16 protein-coding genes are annotated in these 20,129 nt (G+C 60.0%); 12 read left to right on the plus strand and 4 right to left on the minus strand.

Annotated features, from left to right (window positions below):
• The first annotated feature begins 79 nt into the window (after positions 1–79).
• Positions 80–1,231, plus strand: coding sequence for a pectate lyase family protein (locus tag H4317_RS03760; protein WP_185888821.1), 1,152 nt, complete (start codon positions 80–82; stop codon positions 1,229–1,231).
• Between the two features lie 109 nt (positions 1,232–1,340).
• Here H4317_RS03760 and H4317_RS03765 read toward each other — a convergent pair whose 3' ends face one another.
• Positions 1,341–2,342, minus strand: coding sequence for a T9SS type A sorting domain-containing protein (locus tag H4317_RS03765; RefSeq protein ID WP_185888822.1), 1,002 nt, complete (start codon positions 2,340–2,342; stop codon positions 1,341–1,343).
• Between the two features lie 284 nt (positions 2,343–2,626).
• On the opposite strand from H4317_RS03765, the gene amaB reads away from it, so the two are divergent.
• Entirely contained in the window at positions 2,627–4,225 is a 1,599-nt protein-coding gene (gene amaB, locus H4317_RS03770; protein WP_185888823.1) for an L-piperidine-6-carboxylate dehydrogenase, read from the plus strand.
• A gap of 77 nt (positions 4,226–4,302) precedes the next feature.
• On the opposite strand, the gene H4317_RS03775 is transcribed toward amaB, so the two are convergent.
• Positions 4,303–4,815 (minus strand): hypothetical protein, encoded by a 513-nt coding sequence (locus tag H4317_RS03775; protein ID WP_185888824.1) that lies wholly within the window; start codon positions 4,813–4,815, stop codon positions 4,303–4,305.
• Between the two features lie 205 nt (positions 4,816–5,020).
• Here H4317_RS03775 and H4317_RS03780 point away from each other — a divergent pair, with 205 nt between their 5' ends.
• The 9 genes from H4317_RS03780 (at position 5,021) to H4317_RS03820 (ending at position 17,038) form a co-directional block, all read left to right on the plus strand.
• Positions 5,021–5,587 (plus strand): RNA polymerase sigma factor, encoded by a 567-nt coding sequence (locus H4317_RS03780; RefSeq protein ID WP_185888825.1) that lies wholly within the window; start codon positions 5,021–5,023, stop codon positions 5,585–5,587.
• 100 nt (positions 5,588–5,687) lie between these two features.
• Complete coding sequence (locus H4317_RS03785; RefSeq protein WP_185888826.1) at positions 5,688–6,464, plus strand: hypothetical protein; 777 nt, start codon at positions 5,688–5,690, stop codon at positions 6,462–6,464.
• Positions 6,461–7,720, plus strand: coding sequence for a hypothetical protein (locus H4317_RS03790; RefSeq protein WP_185888827.1), 1,260 nt, complete (start codon positions 6,461–6,463; stop codon positions 7,718–7,720). Before H4317_RS03785 ends, H4317_RS03790 begins: the two co-directional genes overlap by 4 nt.
• A gap of 111 nt (positions 7,721–7,831) precedes the next feature.
• Entirely contained in the window at positions 7,832–8,383 is a 552-nt protein-coding gene (locus H4317_RS03795; protein ID WP_260625811.1) for a PPC domain-containing DNA-binding protein, read from the plus strand.
• 143 nt (positions 8,384–8,526) lie between these two features.
• Positions 8,527–11,847, plus strand: coding sequence for a hypothetical protein (locus H4317_RS03800; RefSeq protein ID WP_185888828.1), 3,321 nt, complete (start codon positions 8,527–8,529; stop codon positions 11,845–11,847).
• Entirely contained in the window at positions 11,834–13,795 is a 1,962-nt protein-coding gene (locus H4317_RS03805; RefSeq protein WP_185888829.1) for a DUF3857 domain-containing transglutaminase family protein, read from the plus strand. The genes H4317_RS03800 and H4317_RS03805 overlap by 14 nt, the downstream gene beginning before the upstream one ends.
• A 30-nt stretch (positions 13,796–13,825) precedes the next feature.
• Positions 13,826–15,817 carry a DUF3857 domain-containing protein gene (locus tag H4317_RS03810; protein ID WP_185888830.1) on the plus strand — a complete coding sequence of 664 codons (1,992 nt, stop codon included), beginning with the start codon at positions 13,826–13,828 and terminating at the stop codon, positions 15,815–15,817.
• Between the two features lie 146 nt (positions 15,818–15,963).
• The gene (locus H4317_RS03815; RefSeq protein WP_260625812.1) at positions 15,964–16,479 is read left to right on the plus strand and encodes a DUF4442 domain-containing protein; all 516 of its coding nucleotides are present in this window, start codon (positions 15,964–15,966) and stop codon (positions 16,477–16,479) included.
• A 61-nt stretch (positions 16,480–16,540) separates the two neighbouring features.
• Positions 16,541–17,038, plus strand: a complete 498-nt coding sequence (locus H4317_RS03820; protein ID WP_185888831.1) for a hypothetical protein — start codon at positions 16,541–16,543, stop codon at positions 17,036–17,038.
• Between the two features lie 7 nt (positions 17,039–17,045).
• On the opposite strand, the gene H4317_RS03825 is transcribed toward H4317_RS03820, so the two are convergent.
• Both H4317_RS03825 and H4317_RS03830 read right to left on the minus strand, forming a co-directional pair.
• A complete protein-coding gene (locus H4317_RS03825) occupies positions 17,046–18,614 on the minus strand; it encodes a DNA integrity scanning protein DisA nucleotide-binding domain protein (protein WP_185888832.1) in 1,569 nt (522 codons plus the stop codon).
• Between the two features lie 124 nt (positions 18,615–18,738).
• Positions 18,739–19,536, minus strand: a complete 798-nt coding sequence (locus H4317_RS03830) for an energy transducer TonB (RefSeq protein ID WP_185888833.1) — start codon at positions 19,534–19,536, stop codon at positions 18,739–18,741.
• A gap of 111 nt (positions 19,537–19,647) precedes the next feature.
• Between H4317_RS03830 and H4317_RS03835 the strand changes: the two genes are divergently transcribed.
• On the plus strand, positions 19,648–20,127 hold the full coding sequence (locus H4317_RS03835) for a RidA family protein (RefSeq protein WP_185888834.1): 480 nt from the start codon (positions 19,648–19,650) through the stop codon (positions 20,125–20,127).
• The last annotated feature ends 2 nt before the right edge of the window (positions 20,128–20,129 follow it).

The raw sequence follows: 20,129 nt of genomic DNA on the forward strand, positions 1-20,129 counted from the left end.
TAAGCCGACGCACTTGGAGTTGATCAAAACGGCCCGCTGGTACTACCAGCGGGCCGTTTCACCTTTTATGTTTTTGCCAATGATTTCTGATTTTTTGCCTCGTAGTGGGGGAGTAGTTGTGGTAGCCGGACTGCTACTACTGGTAGGCACCTCGGCCTGCACGAAGAAAATAGCTGCCACGGCAGAGGTGCCCGGCTCCGGTACGCCAGCTGCACCAGCCGTAGCTGCGCCTGCTGAGCCGGCTCTGGCTTCCACGCCTGCCAGTACAGCCGCAGAAACCGGGCCGATAGGCTATGCTGCCGAAAACGGGGGCACCACGGGCGGCGCCCAAGGCCGCACCGTTACGGCTACCACGCTAGCCGAGCTGACAGCCTACGCTACCAGTGCGGAGCCTTTGGTGATTCGGATAGTGGGTACTATTTCGGGTGGAACAGACGGAGCAGAGCTACGGGTGAAATCCGACAAAACCTTGCTGGGCGAGGGAAAAACCGGCTTTCTGGAAGGAATTGGGCTGAATATCAGCAGCCAGCGCAATATCATTATCCAGAACCTGAAGTTCACCATGTCAACGGTGACCCGTACGGCCGTCAACAGCGAGAAGCGCCCGCAGGTAGTAGCCAACGACGGCGACTGTATCACGATTCAGGGTAGCAGCCAGAATATCTGGGTCGACCATTGCGAGTTCTTCAACCTCGACCCCGTGGCCCAGCCCAACCAAGACCTTTACGACGGCCTCGTGGATGCCAAAGCTGGCAGCGCCTACATCACGCTGTCGTGGAACTACTTTCACGATCATCACAAGTGTCACCTCATCGGCTCTTCGGACAAGGACAACGGCGACCGGAAGATGACCTTTCACCACAACTATTACTACAACATCACGGAGCGGGTGCCGGTGTACCGGTTTGGCACGGCGCACCTCTTCAACAACTACTACCGGCATGTGTATGGCACCGGGATAAACAGCCGTATGGGAGCCTGCCTGCGCGTTGAAAAGAACTACTTCGAGGATGTGAAAAATCCGGTCATCAGCAAAAACAGCAGCGTGCCAGGGCAGTGGGACGTGGCCGACAACTACTACGCAGCCTGCACTGGCAGCCAGCCCACAGCCAGTACCTGCACCCTCACGCCGCCCTACCGCTACACCAGCAGCCTGACCCCTACCGCCGACGTGAAGGCCGTAGTGGTGCAGGGTGCGGGCGTTGGCAAGATCAGGGAAGCGCAAAAGTAGAAGGTTAGGAAATTCATTTGGGCATCAGGAACCAAACGAACCAACTCCACACAGAAAAAGGGCCGCCGGAACTATCCGGCGGCCCTTTTTCTGTGTGGAGTTGTGCTGACTATTGCTTGGCCAGCTTGGCAATGCGCCGCTCAGTAGCGGTGCGGTATTCTACCTGGTAGAGGCCGGCGGGCAGGCTGGGCAGATCCAGCACGGTGCTGCGGGTGCCAGGGCGTACGGCCACCGTGCTCAGGTGCTGGCCAGTGAGGCTATACACCTGCACGGTGGCTGCCTGTGGAGCTGCTTCATGAGCTACCGTAATGGCCTGCCCGAATGGGTTAGGATAGGCCGTAAGCGGCTGGCTGGCTACGGCCGCCTTGGTACCCAAGGTTTGGCGGCCTTTGATGATGACATTTTTCAGCAATGCGTAGCGGCCGGCGCTGGAAGAGCTGCAGCTTACGTAGAGGCGTACCGTCAGGGTCTGGCCTGCTGTGAGCGTTACGCCGGTAGCGCCGTTCAGCGCCAGACGGTAAACGTTGCTGTTCGGAGAGCCGGACGATACCTGCGTCAGGGCCACGGGGTTGGTAGGGCCGCCGGTAGTGGGAGAGGCGAAAACCCCACCCGGACCTTTGCCGCCCGTCACTTCGGCCGAGTCGGCGGCGAAGTTGCTCAACGAATAAGCAGCAGCCAGCAGCGTGCCGCTCTGCGAGGCGTAGAAGCCCGCCGTCACAATAACTGAGTCGGCGCGGCCGGTAGAGCCGGCAGTGGTAGTCACGGTGAACTGCTCATAGAAGCCGCGGCGGATGCTGCCACCCGTGCCGCCTGCGCTGGTGCTCCAGTTGCCGCCGGCCGCATTCACTCCAAACGACTGCCCGTAGAGCGTAGAATAAGCCGGAATTACGGACCCATCACCTACCACAAACTTGCGGAACGTAGTGGCACCGCCGGTTACGTTGGCGGAGCGTACAGCGGCGCTGTCCTGGTTGTTGGCACGCATGGGCCAATGCTTATAAACCGGCGTGGCCGTTTGGGCCAGGGCAGCGGTGCTCAGGCAACCAGCGGCCAGCAGCAGCGCAAAACGACGGAAAGCGAAAGGTCCCCGAAAACGTAGAGGTGTAAACATGGAAAACAGAAAAATGGTGGGAATTGATAGATTGGCACGCGCCTGATTGACTTACAGTTGCCAGAGCGCGGAGTGAAGTTTCAGAATCGGGCTGCCAAATGGAAGTAGTAGTCAGGGTTTATCTGTGCAAACGTTGTCGGGAACGTTGCCGGAAGTCGACAGTAGGCATTGTAGTGGAAAAACGCGGCCGTAAGATTCGTCCGGACTACGGAAGAGGGCCCCGGTTCTAATTTCTTAGCTTTGCTAGTCAGTAGGCTACCATTCTCTTTTCATTCATCCCACCCATGAAACAAGCCCTCGAAGAAGCCACCGCAACCGGCGCCGATGTACAGGAACACGACCACCACGGCATTCGGCAGGTACTGCGGGAATTAGGCGTCGAAAACACCAACCAAGCCTGGAGCACCGGCTTGCAGTGGGGCGGCGGCACCAACGATACGGTTCGCGCCATCCACTCGCCCGCCGACAGCCGCCTGATCGGCTCCGTAGCGTTTGCTACTGCTCAGGACTATGAGCAAGTAGTGCAGAAAGCGCAGGAAGCTTTCCTGATCTGGCGCACCGTGCCGGCGCCCAAGCGCGGCGAAATCGTGCGCCAGATTGGCAACAAGCTGCGCGAATACAAGGAGCCACTGGGTAAGCTGGTGAGCTATGAGATGGGCAAAATCCTGCAGGAAGGCCTCGGCGAAGTGCAGGAAATGATTGACATCTGCGACTTTGCGGTGGGCCTTTCGCGCCAGCTCACGGGCTTCACTATGCACTCAGAGCGCCCGGCGCACCGCATGTACGAGCAGTACCACCCGCTGGGCGTGGTCGGCATCATTTCAGCCTTCAACTTCCCGGTGGCCGTGTGGAGCTGGAACGCCATGCTGGCCGCCGTTTGCGGCGACGTAAGCATCTGGAAACCTTCAGAAAAGACGCCGCTGGTGGCCGTGGCTGTGCAGCACATCATCAAGGACGTGCTGCAAGAAAACGAGCTGCCCGAAGGCATCTTCAACCTGATTATCGGTGACGCGGAAATTGGGGCGGCTATGGCCGCCGATACGCGCGTGCCGCTGGTGTCGGCTACGGGTAGCACCCGCATGGGCAAGAAAGTGGGCGAAGTGGTGGGCGGCCGCCTGGGTCGTGCCCTGTTGGAGCTGGGCGGCAATAACGCCATCATTCTCACCGAGCACGCCGACCTGGATATGGCCATGCGCGCCGTGGTATTCGGGGCGGTAGGCACAGCCGGGCAGCGTTGTACCACCACGCGCCGCCTCATCATCCACGAGTCCATTTTCGAGGACGTGAAGGCCCGTCTGCTGAAAATCTACCCCAACCTGCCTATTGGCCACCCGCTGCAGGAAGGCACGCTCGTGGGCCCGCTCATCGACAAGCAGGCCGTGGAAAGCTTCACCAATGCTCTGGCTGCCGTGCAGGCCGAAGGAGGCAAGCTGCTCATCGGCGGTGAAATTCTGGAAGGCGCCGGCTACGAAACCGGGACCTACGTGAAGCCCGCGCTGGTAGAAGCCCGCAACGAGTACCACACGGTGCAGGAGGAAACTTTTGCGCCCATCCTGTACCTCATCAAATACAGCGGCGGCGTGGAAGCAGCCATTGCCGTGCAGAACGGCGTGCGGCAGGGCTTGTCGTCGAGCATCTTCACCCTGAACATGCGTGAGTCGGAAGCATTCCTGGCGCATGGCGGCTCCGACTGCGGCATTGCCAACGTGAACATCGGAACCAGCGGCGCAGAAATAGGCGGCGCATTCGGTGGCGAGAAGGAAACCGGCGGTGGCCGCGAGTCGGGCTCCGATGCGTGGCGCGTGTACATGCGCCGCCAGACCAATACCATCAACTACTCCGACCAGCTTCCCCTGGCTCAGGGTATTAAGTTTGATGTGTAAGTAGGGTGTGGAATTTGTAACGAAAAGGCCCGTCCGGTATTCCGGACGGGCCTTTTCTTTGGCGCTGGAGCCAGTTGTTACATGCCTATTTTAATATCACCGTGGCCTTTGTAGTAGAGCGCCGAACCGTCCCGGAACACATAGTATAGGCGGTAGAGTTTGCCCTGCTGAAAAGCACTGTCGCTCACGTCCAAGCTAAATGACAGGCCACTGCTGGCAGTGGAGGTTTGCAGCGGCCGCACCACTTGATACTTCTCATCAACTACCACAATGCTGCACGTAACAGCTGTGGGCGCATTAAAGTGAAAAATTGCTCGGCCAGCTCCCACGGGGTTAGGGTAGGTGCTGAGGTTGGAAACGGTGCCGGTAGCAGCGGCATTCAGGTCGAGGCCCAGATCCTGAAATAGGCCGCGCTCCTGCGCATTCCAGGCTCCGTCCAGCGTCCAGTCCGTAGGGTCGGGGGTAGACATGGGGTAGTTGTTGTGGTCGCGCATGGCAATTCCGCCGTTCGGACCAAAGTTGATGGTGGGGTCTTTCTTTTTGCAGGCAGACAGGGCCAGCACAAAAAACAGGGGGACAAGAAACTTCATAGAGACGGAATAGCTTACTTACAGCAGGCCAGCACAACGTGCGGCAGCAAAGCTACTGGCTAGCTGCTGGAAAAGTAAGCGTCAGTGCAACCTCACCTTGTTGAGCCTGTCTTTTATCTGCTTGCACGCTAGGTGTTAGCAGCTTCGCCCGGAAAGTCGGATATTTACCATCTTCCCTTCCGCTTCACCTCCCGCAACCCGCTCTATGGAAGCTTTTGCGTACACTGATATCAACGCCCCGCTGGTCGAGCGGTGCCGCCTGGGCGACCGGCGGGCACAGGCCGAGATTTATAAACGCTACTCCAAAGCCATGTTCAATGCCTCGCTGCGTATCACCGGCGACTACGCCGAGGCCGAGGACGTGCTGCAGGAGGCTTTCCTAAGCGCCTTCCGTGAGTTGCATAGCTACAAAGGCGACTCCTCATTCGGCTCGTGGCTGAAGCGCATCGTCATCAACAAAAGCATTAACTGCCTGCGCAACCGTCGGCTGCAACTGGTGCCTTTAGGAGAGCAGCACGATGCCGCCGGCCCCGAAACGGCCGACTTCGGGCCCGAAAACGAGGAAACGAATTGGCGTGCTGATGTGGTGCGCCGCTGCGTGCAGGAACTCCCCGATGGCTACCGCGTAGTGCTGAGCCTGTACCTGCTGGAAGGCTACGACCATGCCGAAATAGCCGGTATTCTGGGTATCACCGAGTCCACGTCGAAGTCGCAGTATAGCCGGGCCCGCAAAAAACTACTGGAACTAGCCCGCCAGCGCGGCCTTTCGTAAAAGCAACTAGATCATTCCGTCTTCGGACGCCGCGCACCGCCCACCCTGTACCGGGGCGCTGCGGGCCGAGGAAAGCCATGTGCGTAGTACCACCCCTGACATGAACGAGAAAAAAACCGGTCTGGAGAATTTCGTTGAGCGGCATCTAGCCGACTTCGACGCGTTTGAGCCGCGCCCGGATTTGTGGGACGACATCGAACAGAAGCTGGCCGCACCCACGGCCGGCGCTGCCACTGAGCAGGAAGAAGAGCATGCCGCACCACTACGGGTAGTAAAGCTGTACCCTACTGCCGATACATCGGCGGCGACTGCGCCATCGGCCCGCTGGGCTGGCTGGCTGCCGCGCCCCAAAATGGCGGCGGCCTTAGCGGTTCTGATGCTGGCGGGTGCCGGCGCCATCTGGAGCAACGAACATCGGCCCGCTACTTGGACCAGCAGCACCGCGCCGCTGGTACTGGCCGCGCCTACTGTAGAAGACGCCACCGAAGCCAATTCCTTTGGATTTGATGCTGCACCGGTAGCCGCTACCGCCGAGTCGCCGGTGGCCCGCTTGAGCCAGGAAGTGCGCCGCATGGAAGGCTATTACGCCGTGCAGATCAATGAGCGGCAGGCGGAATTGCAGCAACTGGAAGCCAAAACCGCTTCTGCCGGTGCCCCCGCCGACTGGCAACGGGAACTGGCCGCGCTGGACTCTACCTACAGCCAGCTAAAAACCGAGCTGTACCGCAATCCGGAGCCGGCTGTGGTGCTTGATGCCATGAACCGCAACCTGCAGATTCGCCTCGATATTCTGAACCAACAAACCCGCACCCGGGAGCAGATTCAGGAATACTATGCGCAGCCGCCGGTAGATGCCGATAACCAGCCTAAGCCATGAGCCAGCGCCTTGCCCTATATGGTCGTGTGCTTTTGACTGGCGCCATGCTGCTGGCTGGCTCTGCCGTGAGCTACGCCCAATTGGTGCCCATTGCTACCGCGGAACACTACTACAGCCTGCCCAGCAACGAAGCGGCGCCGTTACCCTTGCAGGGTGGCCCGGCTGATGGCCAGAACGGGCAAGGGCCACAGCCTACTACTCCACAGGGCCCGCAAGGCCCGCAGGAAGAAACGTCGGTTGCACCCGCTATTGAGAAAACCCGCCGCCTGAGTCGCACTTTTGCAGTGCCTGCTGGCAAACCCTACGCGCTGGATACTCGCTACGGTCGTGTGCAGGTGAATGTGTGGAGCCGCAACGAAGTGCGTACCGATGTTGACATCATTACTCGCGCCGATACGGAAGACAAGGCGCAACTGCTCCAGGACATGATTCAGGTGCAGCTACTCGAAAACGACCCTGTAACTGGTGGCGTTTCGGCCCGCTCTCGGTTTGGAGCTATGCCGAGCGGTTGCTGGAGCCGCACCAAGCTCTACGAAGTAAACTACACGGTGTGGGTGCCCAAAAACACGCCGTTGCATGTATTCAATACCTTCGGCGACGTGACAATTAGCGGCGACCTGACTGGCCCGACTGAGCTGACCGTGGAATACGGTACGTTGCGGACTGGCCGCCTCGACGGCGGGCAGAATCTGGTACGCGTTGGTAACGGGCAGGCGTCGGTAGCGTACACGCGCCGCGCCAGTATCGATGCCTCGTACTCGCGCCTTCGCCTCGATGCCGGACAGACCGTGGACCTGCGCAACAACTACTCCGACATCGACATCGGGACAGTGCAGGACCTGACCGTACACAGCAAATACGGCGACGTGGCACTGGGCACCGTGCGCAACCTGCGCGGCACTTCCGGCTACTCCAAGTTCAGCATCGATAAACTGTCTGACAAGCTAGACATGACGGTGCAGCATTGCCCCAATTTTGAGGTGCGCAACACCGGCCGCAACTTCAGCGTCATCAACCTCGACGGTGGCTACAGTACTATCCTGCTCAACTTCGCCGATGATGCCGGGTTTAATTTCGATGTGAACACGCAGCATGGCAAATTGCTCGTGGATAAGAAGCTGGTGCGTGTAGATTCGGAAGAAAACGGCCCTGCTTCCAGCGACATGCAAGGCACGTTTGGAGTCGCCAAAGCCCGTCCGGCTGCTGGCAACGTCAACATCAAAGTGCGCTACGGCAACGTCAGCTTCAACCGCTAGGCGTCTGCCATCTAGGTTTTACAAAAGCCGGCCCTAGAGCCGGCTTTTTTGCGTTTAGCCCATTTCATACGGCTGCCGGCCCTACCTTTAGCGCCACTCACTTTCTGCCCTATGAACCGCCTGCTACTCCTGTTGCCGCTGCTGTTGGGTTTCGGCGGGCCGGGGGCGCTGGCCCAGCAACAACCGGCCATGCCTGCCTCTACTTCGACCCCTACCGCGCTGCCAACTGCCATGCGTACCTATGCCCTGCGTCTAGCGCCTGGCCAGGACCTGCGCCAGCAGTTGGAGGCCTTTGTGCAGGCTCACCAAATCAGGGCCGGCGCCATCGTAACGTGCGTGGGCAGCCTCACGCAGGCCACGTTGCGGCTGGCCAACCAGGAAGGACCCAGCGTGTATCGGGGCCACTTCGAAATCGTGTCGCTGGTGGGCACGCTATCCACCAACGGCAGTCACGTCCACCTCTCGGTTTCTGACTCTACGGGTCGTACGTTGGGCGGCCACTTGCTCGCGGGCAACATCATTTACACCACAGCGGAGCTGGTGCTAGGCGTGCTGGATGACGTAGAGTTCCGGCGCGAAACCGACCCCACCTTCGGCTACCGCGAGCTGACGGTGCACCCGGCCCAACCGAAAGGCCCGGCCAAAAAGCCTGGTCGGCGCTAAACCGGATGAGGCCGCAAAATTAATTTCGGCGGGCGCAGGCGCTCTGTTTCAGGGCGGGGTTGCAATGTGTATTATTGTAGGAATATCCGATAGACTCCCGCCGTGCGGGCAGCTATGGCTTGCTTCTTTACTTATACTGCTTGATGCAACTTTACCCTTACGGCCTGGCGCTGGCGCTGCTAGCCGCCGCGCCCGGCGCGACCCTCGCCCAAAAAACTGTTCAGTCCACACCTGTTGCCGCTACTCTTCCTCCGCTAGTTGATTCGTACCAGGCTCTGAAGGAAGGAGTCGAGCTGCACGATAAGGGGGAGCATGAAGCCGCCATTGCCCGCTACCGCGCCGTTACGCCCGGCGACACACTGTATCCGGCCGTACAGAGCGAGCTGGCCAACACGTATCTGGCGGTGCAGAAATACCAGGAGGCCGTAGATGCCGCCAACCGCGCCTTGGCGCTCCACTACATTGATCCGCAGCCGTACATAGCGCTGGCCTGGGCTGAGGAAGAGCTCAAGCACCCCGACAAAGCCCAAGCCGCCTACGACGCCGGCCTGCAGCGCTTCCCGTACCACCAGATGTTGTGGTTCAATCAGAGCATCATGCAGGTGGAGGCCAAACGGCTGGAAGAAGGGTTTCGTAGCCTGCAGCGCAGCTTGGCACTGAAGCCTGCTCATGCCAGCAGCCATTTCCAGCTGGGCAGCCTGGCCGTGCGCCAGGGGCAGACCAGCCACGCCATGCTCAGCATGCTTGCGTTCCTGCTCATCAGCCCCGATGGCTCTTCGAGCCACGATGTGCTGGTGTCCTTGGAGCAGCAGGCGGCGCGTGCCGCCACGGTAGAAGAAGCCCGCAAGCTCACGTCTTTCACGCCCAACGAAGCGTTCCAGGAACTGGACCTGCTCATCGAGTCCAAAGTAGCCCTGCGCAAAGAATACGTTTCCAAGGTGAAATTCGACGCGGCGCTGGTAAAACAGGTGCAGCTGCTGGTAGAGAAGTTTCCGGCTACTGCTTCCGACGACTTTTGGGTGCGCCTCTACGGCCCGCTCGTGGAGCAGCTCCGCCAGGGCGACAACCTTACCACCGCCACTTACCTCGCCCTTACGTCCGCCGACGACAAGAAAGCTACGCAGTGGATAAAAGGCAACAAGAGCAAAATCGAGAAGTTCTACGCCGCCATTACGCCCGCTTTGCTCCAGATTCGGGAGCAGCAGCCTGTAATGCGCGAGGGAAAAACGGTGCTCACCAAAGCCTGGTTTGATGATGAAGGCCGCATAAACGGCCTCGGCGAAGGTACTGTGCAGGGCGAGGAGCGCCGCTTTACGGGCCCCTGGGTATTCACTGCCGGAACTGGCGCGGTAGAGCAGGAGGGAAGCTACGGTCCCGACTTCAAGCACACCGGCCCCTGGCGCATCTATCATCCCAACGGCCAGCTGCAGCGCACAGCCACCTACCGCAACGGCGAGATGGAAGGCCTCGTGCGCGACTACCACGACAACGGCCAGCTAGCCGCCGAAATGCTGATGGCGAAGGGCAAAGTGGAAGGCGTAATGAAGCTGTTCAACTACTGCGGCGAGCTGACCGAAACCCGCACCTTCCAGGCCGGCGACCTGAACGGGCCGTACGCTACGTTCCACCCCGGCGGTAAGCCCAAAATGCGCGCCGAGCTGCGCGCCGATAAACAGCAGGGGCTGCAAACGTACTTCTACCCCGACGGTGCCAAGGAGTATGAGTACACCTACGTCGACGGCAAAAAGCAGGGCCCGTTTCTGGTAAACTATACCGACAACGTACCCGAAAAGCGCGGCACCTACGACCAGGACGAGCTGCACGGCACCTACACGGAGTATTTTTCCAATGGCCAACTGCAGAACACCGGCACCTTCACACGCGGCAAGCGCACGGGACCTTGGAAAGAGTACTTTGCCGATGGCAAGCTGAGCGCCGAGCTGAACTACGATGAGGCCGGCGAGCTGCACGGTATCTACCACGATTATAACTACCAGGGCAAGCTCTATTCCGACTTCGACTACGACCATGGCCGCCTGACGCGGCTCCGCTACTACGACCCCGCCACCGGCCGCACTCTGCAGGATACGCCCATCAAGAAAGGCCGCGTAGCAGTCCAGCTCTACGGTGCCGACGGCCTCACCACCGGCACGGGCACTTACCTCGACGGTAAAATCGAGGGCGAGTGGCGCTGGCAGTACACCAACGGCATGCTTCAGCAGATCCGTAGCTACAAGCAGGGCCAGCTCGATGGGAATGCGGTGGAGTACTACGCCAACGGCCAGCTCAAGCAGCGTACTTCTTATGCGGAGGGCGTACAGGAGGGTGCCTACGAAGGCTTCCTGCGCGACGGCCAGCGCACCCAAACCGGCTACTACCGCGCCGGCCAGCAGCAAGGCCCTTGGCGCGACTACTACGCCGACGGCCAGGTGAGCGAAGAGTACGAAATGCACCAGGGCCAGAAAAACGGTGTTTCCCGCAGCTTCGCCCCCAATGGCAAGCTTACTGAGTCGCGCGTGTATGAGTTTGGCCGCAAGCTGACGCTGACCACCTACGACACGCTGGGCCGCACCGTCAGCCAAGTCGTGCAGAAGCCCGATACCAAGGAGTTTACTTTCGCTTATCCTGGCGGCAAGGTACTGTACCGCACGGCCGTGTCCTGCTACGAAAACCGGGGTCCGGCCACTTGGTACTACCCTTCCGGCAAAACGGAGGTTGCCTTCGGCTATGAAGCCGACAAGCGCCATGGTCCTTACAAATCGTTCTTCCAGGATGGCAAAACCCGACTGGAAGGCGAGTTCCGCAACGGCGAGCGGCACGGCGAATGGAAGGAATATTACCCAACCGGGCAGCTACATTCCTCCATCAGCTACCGCCATGGCAGCTGGGTGGGCGAAACCCGCTACTACTTCCCGAACGGCAAGCTGGAAACTGTGCAGAACTACCTCTATGGTACGCCCGAAGGCCTTTCGCAATATTACAACCCGGCTGGCGAGCTGCTGGAAGAGCGCCTCTACGAACACGGCAACCTCGCCGCCTTCCGCGACGGCCGCGACCAGTCGGCACCCTGGCAGCGCATCGAAAAGCTGACGGGTACCATCAAAACTAACTTTGCTAATGGCAAGCCCGCCGCTGACGAAACCGTACGCGGCGGCATGCTCGACGGGGCCCGCACCACCTATTATAGTTCAGGCCAAGTGTTTCGCCGCATGAGCTTCAAGGAAGGCCTGCTGACGGGCACACTCACCGGCTACCACCCCAGCGGTAAGCTGATGGAGGAAGAGCAGTATTTGCACGGTGAATTCCACGGACGCTGCCGCTACTACCGTCCCGATGGCACGCTGGAGCGGGAAGAGTCGTACCGGAGTGGCGAAAAGCTGGGCCCGACTGTATATTACGATGTGAAGGGCAAGCCCACCAAGACCGAAGTGTACTGGAACCAATACGTGTATGAAGGCAAATAAATGGTCTGGTGGCGCGCTGGCGCTGCTTTTGTGGATTGGCTTCACGCTGCCGTTGGCTTACGCCCAGCAGCCCACGCAGCTCGTGGCCGAAATGCAGGCGAAGTTTCCGGGCGAAAAAGCCGTGTACCTCGACTACCGCACCGACCTCACGCTGGAAGCCAAAGGCGACTCGGTAGTGGTGCTGGCCCGTCACCACCAGGACATGCTGCACCTCGATGCGCAATCGGTGGCGTACGTCAATGACAAGGTGTTCAACTCGCACTTCAGCCGCCTGCAGAAGCTGGATGCCCGCACCATGGTGCCCAGCGGCAACAGCTACAAAACCGTGAAGGTGACCGACTACAAGGAGAAGTTCGAGCTGCAGTCGGGCATTTTCTACGATGATACGCGTTCCACTACTTGGACCTTTCCAGCCGTAGCGCCCGGCGCCCGCACCGTCACGGATTACACCGTGCGCCACCCCGATCCGCGCTTCCTCAACCCGTTCTACTTCGGGTCTTACGTGCCCGTGCGCCACGCCGAGCTGACCATCACGGCCCCGCGCAATATCAAAATCAGCCACCGCCTATTCCACACCGAAGGGCTCAATATCAACTTCAGTAAGCAGGAAAAAGGCAACACCGTCACCTACCGCTGGACCTCCGACAACCTGCCCAGCCCCCCGCGCGACTCCGACGGCCCCGAGGCCGCCTACTACCTGCCGCACCTCGTGTATTTTGTGGAGGAAGTGCCTTCTGCTGATGGGCAGGCCCGCAAAGTGCTGGCCGGTGTGCCGGAACTCTACAACCTGTATTCCGGCTTTGTGAGCAAGCTCGACCCGCAGGAAAGCCCCGCCCTACGCCGCGTGGTAGACTCTTTGGTGGTGAGCGCCAAAACTGAGCAGGACCGGGTGCAGCGCGTGTACTACTGGGTGCAGGACAACATCCGCTACGTGGCCTTCGAAAACGGCATGGGCGGCTTTATTCCGCGCGACGCCGGGGCCGTGTACGCCAAGCGCTACGGCGACTGCAAGGATATGGCCAACCTCACCCGCGAGATGCTGCGCATGGCCGGCGTGAAATCCTACCTCACCTGGATTGGCACCCGCGACCTGCCCTACCGCTACTCCGAGCTGGCCACGCCCGGCGTCGATAATCACATGATTACAACCTACGAGGCCAGCCCTGGCAAGTACGTTTTCCTCGACGCCACCAACAAATACATGCCGTTTGGCATGCCCTCGGCCTTTATTCAGGGCAAAGAGGCCTTGATGGCTATTGACGGCAAAAACTGCAAAGTGGTGGATGTACCCATCATGAGCCAGGACCGCAGCCCCGTGTCCGACGTGTCGGCGCTGACGCTGGACGACAAGGGCGGGCTGCGCGGCAAAGGCAGCCTCAAGCTGGCCGGCTACCCTAAGGTCATGCAGAGCTACGCCCTTGACGGCCTCGACCAGACCGAGGAAACTAAGTACATCAAGGCCCTGCTGGAGCGCGGCAACAACAAGTTCTTCGTCGACAAATACAGCGTCAGTCACCTTGATGCGCGGGACCAGCCGCTCACCATCGACTACGAGTACCGCTTGCAGGACTATGTGCAAAAGCTCGACGACGAAATCTACGTGAACCTGAACTTGGAGCAGCCCTACGCCCACGACCGGATTGACGCCGAAAAGCGCCGCCTGCCCCGCGTAAACGAGTACGCCCACCAGAACCACACCCGCACCGAGCTGGAAATTCCGGCCGGCTACGACGTGGAATACCTGCCGCCTGTTGCCGAAATGACCGACCCCGTGTTCGGCTTCAAGGTGAAGTATGAGCGCCAGGGCAACAAAATCGTGCAGGACAAGCAGGTCTACATCAACTACCTGCTGCTCCAGCCCAAGCAGTTCGCACAGTGGAATGCCGTGGTAGACAAGCTGAACGCCGCCTACCGCGAAACCGTGATTCTAAAGCGGAAGAAGGCCTAAATGGCCGGCTAGTCGCGCTATATTTTCCTTATGACTTTCCTTTCCGCCGCCCGCGCTGCCACGGCCGCGCTGCTGCTCGCCACCGCTGCTACACCCGTCTGGGCCCAGCAGATACCCAAAACGCTGCAATACGCCACCTACAGCTGGGACGCCAAGCGCACCAAGCGCCTGCCCGTCTCGGAAGAGGAGGCCAAACAGCCCGCCCTGGTGCTGCGCGACTTCACGGCCCACGAGTACATGTTCAGTGAGCAGGACAAGGCCATCAAGCTCTATTCCACCGAGCACCGCATTCTACGCGTCAATACCTCCGACGGCATCGAGCGGTTCAACAAAATCTATATCCCGCAGGACGGCGGCCAGCTGCTCTACCTGAAGGCCCGCACCATCAGCCCGCGCGGCGAAGTGGTAGAGGTGAACGAAGGCAGCATCAAGGAACTGAAGGATGAAGACGGTGGCCGCGGCTTCAAAATTTTCGCGGTGGAGGGCGTGGAGAAAGGCTCCGAAATTGAGTATTTGTTTCTGCGCGAGCGGCCAGCCAAGTTCTTCGGCCGCGACTACCTGCAGAGCACCGTTCCTACCCGCGACGTGTCGTTTGAGCTGATTTCGCCCGAGGCCCTCACCTTCGATACGCGTGTGTATCATGGCCCCGCCGCCTCGCCCGATACAGTTATTGCCGGCAAGCACCATATCAGAATGAAGCTGGCCAGCGTGCCTGCCGCCCGCGAGGAGACTTTCGCGCAGAGCAGCGCCGAGCGGATGCGCGTGGAATACAAGCTGGCCTACACCGCCCAGCGCGGCCGCACCCGCCTATTCACGTGGGCCGATGCCAGCCAGTATCTGCACGGCACCATCTACACCCTGGCCAAAGACGAAACCAAGGCCGCCGACAAAGTCCTGCGCGACGCCAAGCTGCCCGCCAGTGGCGACTTAGCCAGCCGAGTTCAGGCCCTGGAAAACTACCTCAAAACTAGCTTCAACATAACCGAAGGCGGCGAGACCAATCTGAGCCGGATTGCGGCCACCAAAAACGCCTCCGAGCTGGGCATGACCCGCCTGTTTGTGGCCCTGCTGCGCCGCCTGAACATCGAGCACGAGCTGGTAGTTACCACCGACCGGAGTGACGTGGTGTTCGACGACACGTTTGACACCTGGAACTACCTTGACAACTACGCCCTCTATTTCCCGGAAACCAAGCAGCTGCTGGCTCCCGCCCGCCCCGATTTCCGCTATGGCATGGTGCCGCCCGGCTGGACGGCCAACAAAGGCCTGTTCATACGTACTGTAAAGCTGGGCTCCACTGAATCGGCGGTAGGTGTGGTGCGCGACGTCCCGACGCTAGCCGCCGAGCAGAGCCCCAACGACCTCGACATCAAGGTGAAATTTGCGCCGGAGCTGGATAAGGCTTTCGTGGATATCCGGCAGGTGCTGGGCGGCTACCATGCGCAGGCCATCCAGCCGTTCTACTCCCTGATTCCGGAGGAAAAGCGCACGGAGGTGATGCAGTCGTTGGTGAAAGGCAACGTGCCCGACGCCACCTTCAAAAGCGTGAAAGTAACCAACGGCGAGGCTGGCCTGAGCCCGCTCAGCAAGCCGTTTCTGGTAGATGCCAGCGTAGAATCGGCGGCGCTGCTCAACAAAGCCGGCCAACGTTACCTGTTCAAAATCGGAGATTTGCTGGGGCAGCAGTCGGAGCTGTACCAAGCCGAGGCGCGCCAGTACGATGTGGAAAACGACTTCAACCGCCGCTACAACCGCGTCATCACGCTGGAGCTGCCTGCCGGCTACCAGGTGCGCAACCTCCAGGACCTGAACGCCGACGTGAAAGCCGGCTCCGATGCCAAAGACCCGCTCTACTATTTCAACTCGAAGTATGCTGTGCAGGGCCAGACCGTGACGGTCACCATCACGGAAGCCTACCGCCAGATTCGCTGGCCTAAGAAGGATTTCGAGGCCTTCCGCGACGTGGTAAATGCCGCCGCTAACTTCAACAAAGTGGTGCTGGTACTGGAAAAGAAGAGCTAGACCGACTTCTCAGGCATCCAAGCCGCCCCACGTTCCCAGAGCGTGGGGCGGTTTGCGTATCACGGCCCAGGAAAGCGTAATGAAAATGCTCGGCATGCCGAATAATTTATGTTCTTTGTAAGCTTCACGCTCCAACGCTAGCCGCCATGAACCAGCCCGCCGCCACTCCCGCGCCTCTCGCCGATACCGCTGCTGCAGCGGCGTTCCGGCGCACTATTTCCAGCCCGCTGAAACTGCGCCTATTTATGCTGCGTAGCCTGCCAATGGCGTATTTGGCGGGGCTGCGGCTACGCGAAATCACACCGGCGCGGGCGGTTATCACGGTGCCGTTTAAGTATCTCACCCAGAATCCGTTTCGCAGTATCTATTTCGCCTGCCTAAGTATGGCGGCCGAAATGGCCAGCGGCATTCTGGCCATGATGAATATTCAGGGCCAGGGGCGCGTTTCGATGCTGGTGGTGGGCCTGGAAGCCGAATTCACGAAGAAAGCCGTGGGCCTGATTGCCTTTACTTGCGAAGACGGCCTCCGTATTGCGCAAGCCATTGCCGACAGCCGCGCCAGCGGCGAAGGTCGCACCGTAGTCTGCACCAGCACCGGTGTAGACGAAGCCGGCGACACGGTGGCTGTATTTCGTATCACGTGGTCGTTCCGGGCGAAGTAAATGGGTAGCTCTTTAGTTCACTTAAATATGCTTTCTGATGAAGACTATTCTATTGTTGGCTGTGGCCGTTCTGCTTCACGTCTCAGTTGCGCAGGCCTGTTCCTGCGTCACTACGGGCAAATCTGAACGGCAGAAAATTGCGGATGCCTACCGGCAGGATGCGCTAATTTTCGTGGGCCGGGTGGTCAGAGTCGATACGGTAACTACTACCGATACCGTGCGGGTTTCGGACACGGGGCCCGCCGCACAGCAGTTCCAGCTTATCCGGCGCGAGAAACTGCGCTACACGTTTGCCGTTGCGCGGCAGTTCAAAGGAACGCCTGCGGGCCCCACCGTGCTGGTAGCCAGCGAAACCTCCAGTGCCGCGTGCGGCAAGCAGTTTGCGGTAGGCTCCGAGCAGCTAGTCTACGCGTTTCTGGTGACGCAAAAAGAATCAGTTTATGGCGGCGAGCTAGAGGATATCACGCCGTATTATGCCACCAGCCTCTGCAACCGCAGCCAAGAACTGAAATCCGTGAAGCGGGCCGAGCTAAAGCAACTGGCAAAGGCCAGCAAGTAAGCCGGCCTTAGTTGTCGTCTTCGAGCCGCTCTTTCGTAATGACGTCCACGAGTCCGTCTTCGCTCACCACAATGGCCAGGCAGGGGTAAGGCGAGGTTTCGACGTAGCGGATGGCGGAGTTGTAGCGGGCGCCGCGGGTGCTGGTGCCGCGGCCCATGGAGGCTTTGCCGTCCAGAATCACCCCAATGGAGTAGCAGTACGATTCGGGGTCGAGGAGCACCGCCCCATCAATAGCCGTAACGAGGCGCGTAATGAGCGGCGTAAGTGGCACCGGCTCAATGAGGGTGCATTGCAGTTTCAGGCGGTCGGCTTCGGCCAGGGCTTCGGTGGTAATAACGAGCAGCGTACCGTGCTTCTGGCGGCTAGCCTCCAGCACTACTTCCCAAAGCCGCTCAATCTTGGCGGGGTCAGTGAGTTGGAAGGTGCGCTTAAGGTCCTTGCGGAACTTCGTGCGGTTGAGGCGCGGCCGGGGCAAGCTGGGCTGGCCATACTGTGTGCGCATCAACACCTTGCCATCGTGCTGAAACTCCCAGGAGTAGTGGTTGATGAACTCGATGACGAATAGGTCTTCGCGGCTGGCATCATAAGGGCCAACGAGGCGACCCAGCGCATACACATTTTCGCCGTCGGCAAGCAGACTAACGTCGGGCGTGGTCATCTCCAGCAGCTTCCGCACGGCGCGGTAGTCAGTGAGCGGCGTAGGGCAGGTAAGGGCAAACACCTCCTGCAGGTTAGGATGATGGCGCCGGGCCAGCAGAAGCTTCCCTACACCCTCGGCGCCTTCGTAGCGGAGGCTGGAAATGGTGTTGAGCGTGTGAAACAGCCGGGCCGCACCGGGCTCAGTACCCAGGGCCTGGGCAGGCGTATCGAGTAGGCTTTTGCCGGCGGCGCGCAACAATTCTTCGGTTTCGCGGGGGCGTGCCAGCAGGCCCGAGCCAGGCTCCGGCTCATTCAGCAGCTTGATGCACTCTTCCTGAAAGCGCAGAACGGACGCCACCAGCAACGACGGCAGCAGCGGCTTGCCATTGGTGTAGAAGCGGCCAGTACGCAACGACGGATACGCCCGCAACGGCTTGCGTTGCACTCGCAGCACAGTCATCACGAAAAAGCCGTTGATTTCAGAAGGCCACCCGCAGAAATGCTGGTAGTGCGAGTTGGCGTCGAGCGTGTCGAGTACAGTTTGCACGGCCATCCGCACGCCCTGGCCTTCGTGGCGGCGGCGCACCAGCTCCGGGCTGACATCGTCGCGGCCGGGGTAGGGAGGCACGGTGCGAGTCTGGAGCCGACGCCCTTCCGCTACCGCATCCTCAAACAACCTGCTTTCCAGGCCACATTCGGCTGGTTCCAGACATACCGTCGGAACATCGGCCACGGTACCTGAGAGTGTGGGCAATGCCAGCAGCAGCACGTAGGGCTCCAAGTCTTCATCAAGTGCCCCAAACAGGCTGTCTGCCATTACCTGCGTGGCCTGCCGGAAGCGGGCCTGGTGCGGCCATACCCGAAAGGCATCGGAAACAGGCGCGGCAAAAGTAGGAGCTACGGGCGGCGCAGAAAGCAGGGGTAAGGGGGAAAGCATGTTCTCAGGGCGTAGGGAAGCGGGGGCGGCAGCAAGAAAGGGGCGGCGAGAAAACTGCCGAAGCGGAGCACCAGTACACAGAGTTGCTCAGTAGCAAAAAAGACGTACGGGGGCGGCAAATATTTTACAGCTGGAATAGAACAGGCAAAACCATCTTTTGCTTTACCGGCTGCCCCTGGTAAGTAGCAGGGCTCCATTTTGGGGCGGCTTTAATGAGGCGCAGGGCCTCCTGCTCAAGACCGGAGCCGAGCAAGGGCTTCAGCACGTCGATGTCGGTGAGAGAACCGTCTTTCTGAACGATAAACTCCACCATCACGCGTCCCTCCAGCTTGCGCTGGCGTGCCAGCGCCGGGTATTTCTGATTTTTCTGAATCCAGTCAAAGAAGGCTTCCTCGCCTCCCACCGGCCGCGCCGGGTGGTCGGCCTTCACGACGGTTGTACCGGCCGGAGTGCCCGGTGCGGTGGGGGCCGCCGTGCCCGCCGTAGGTATGGCTTCGTCGGCGCCGGCCGGAATCTGAAACGAAATAGGCACCGTTACGCGCTGGCGCACTTTGGCGCCTTTGTGCTGCGCGGGCGTCCACTTAGGGCCGGCTTTGATAAGGCGCAGGGCCTCCGCATCCAGGTCAGGGTCGAGGGGCGCGGCCACTACCGGACCGGAAATGACGCCGCTTTTTTCCACCACAAACGTGACCGTGACGGTGCCTGCTGCACCGCGCTGCAGGGCCGCCGTAGGATATTGCTGGTGGTCGGCCAGATACTGCGCGTAGGCTTCCACACCGCCCACCGGCACGGCGGGCTGCGCCACGGCGTCATAAATCTGGTCGGGCTGCGGCTTGGGGTACTTCAGCTTCTGCTGAGCGTGGGTGGCAGCGGGCAAGGCAAGGGCGGCCACAAGGGCCAGACGGCGGAGAGTAGAGCGCATAGCAGCAGATAGTAGGCAGATACAGAGTTGGGCCAGTTCAACAACCGCACCAGCCGCCGCTCTGGTTCAGCCTCGTACGCATCAACACCAAAAAACGGCTATTTTTGACGTATGGCACCTGACACTACTTCCGCCGATACCGGCAATCTGGCTTCTTCGGCCGCTGCTGCGTCTTCTTCTATTGCCCATAACTCCAGCCGTGCTCCGGAGCCGGTGGGCCTCTATCCGCACGCCCGGCGCGTAGGCAACCTGCTGTTTTTGTCGGGAGTGGGCCCGCGCCAGCGGGGGCAGAAACATGTGCCCGGCGTGGAGCTAGACGAGGACGGCAACATCCTCAGCTACGATTTCGAAAGCCAGTGCCATGCCGTATTTCAAAACGTACGCTACATTCTGGAAGAAGCCGGCTCGCGCTGGGAAGACCTCGTGGACGTGACGGTGTTCCTGACTAATATGAAGGACGACTTCTCTACTTATAACCGCCTCTACGCCGAGTATTTCCAAAGCAACCAGCCCTGCCGCACCACCGTCGAAATCAACTGCCTGCCCACGCCCATTGCCATCGAGCTGAAATGCGTGGCGGCCATCGGTTAGCA

The organism is Hymenobacter sediminicola (genome assembly GCF_014250515.1).
Classification (GTDB): domain Bacteria; phylum Bacteroidota; class Bacteroidia; order Cytophagales; family Hymenobacteraceae; genus Hymenobacter; species Hymenobacter sediminicola.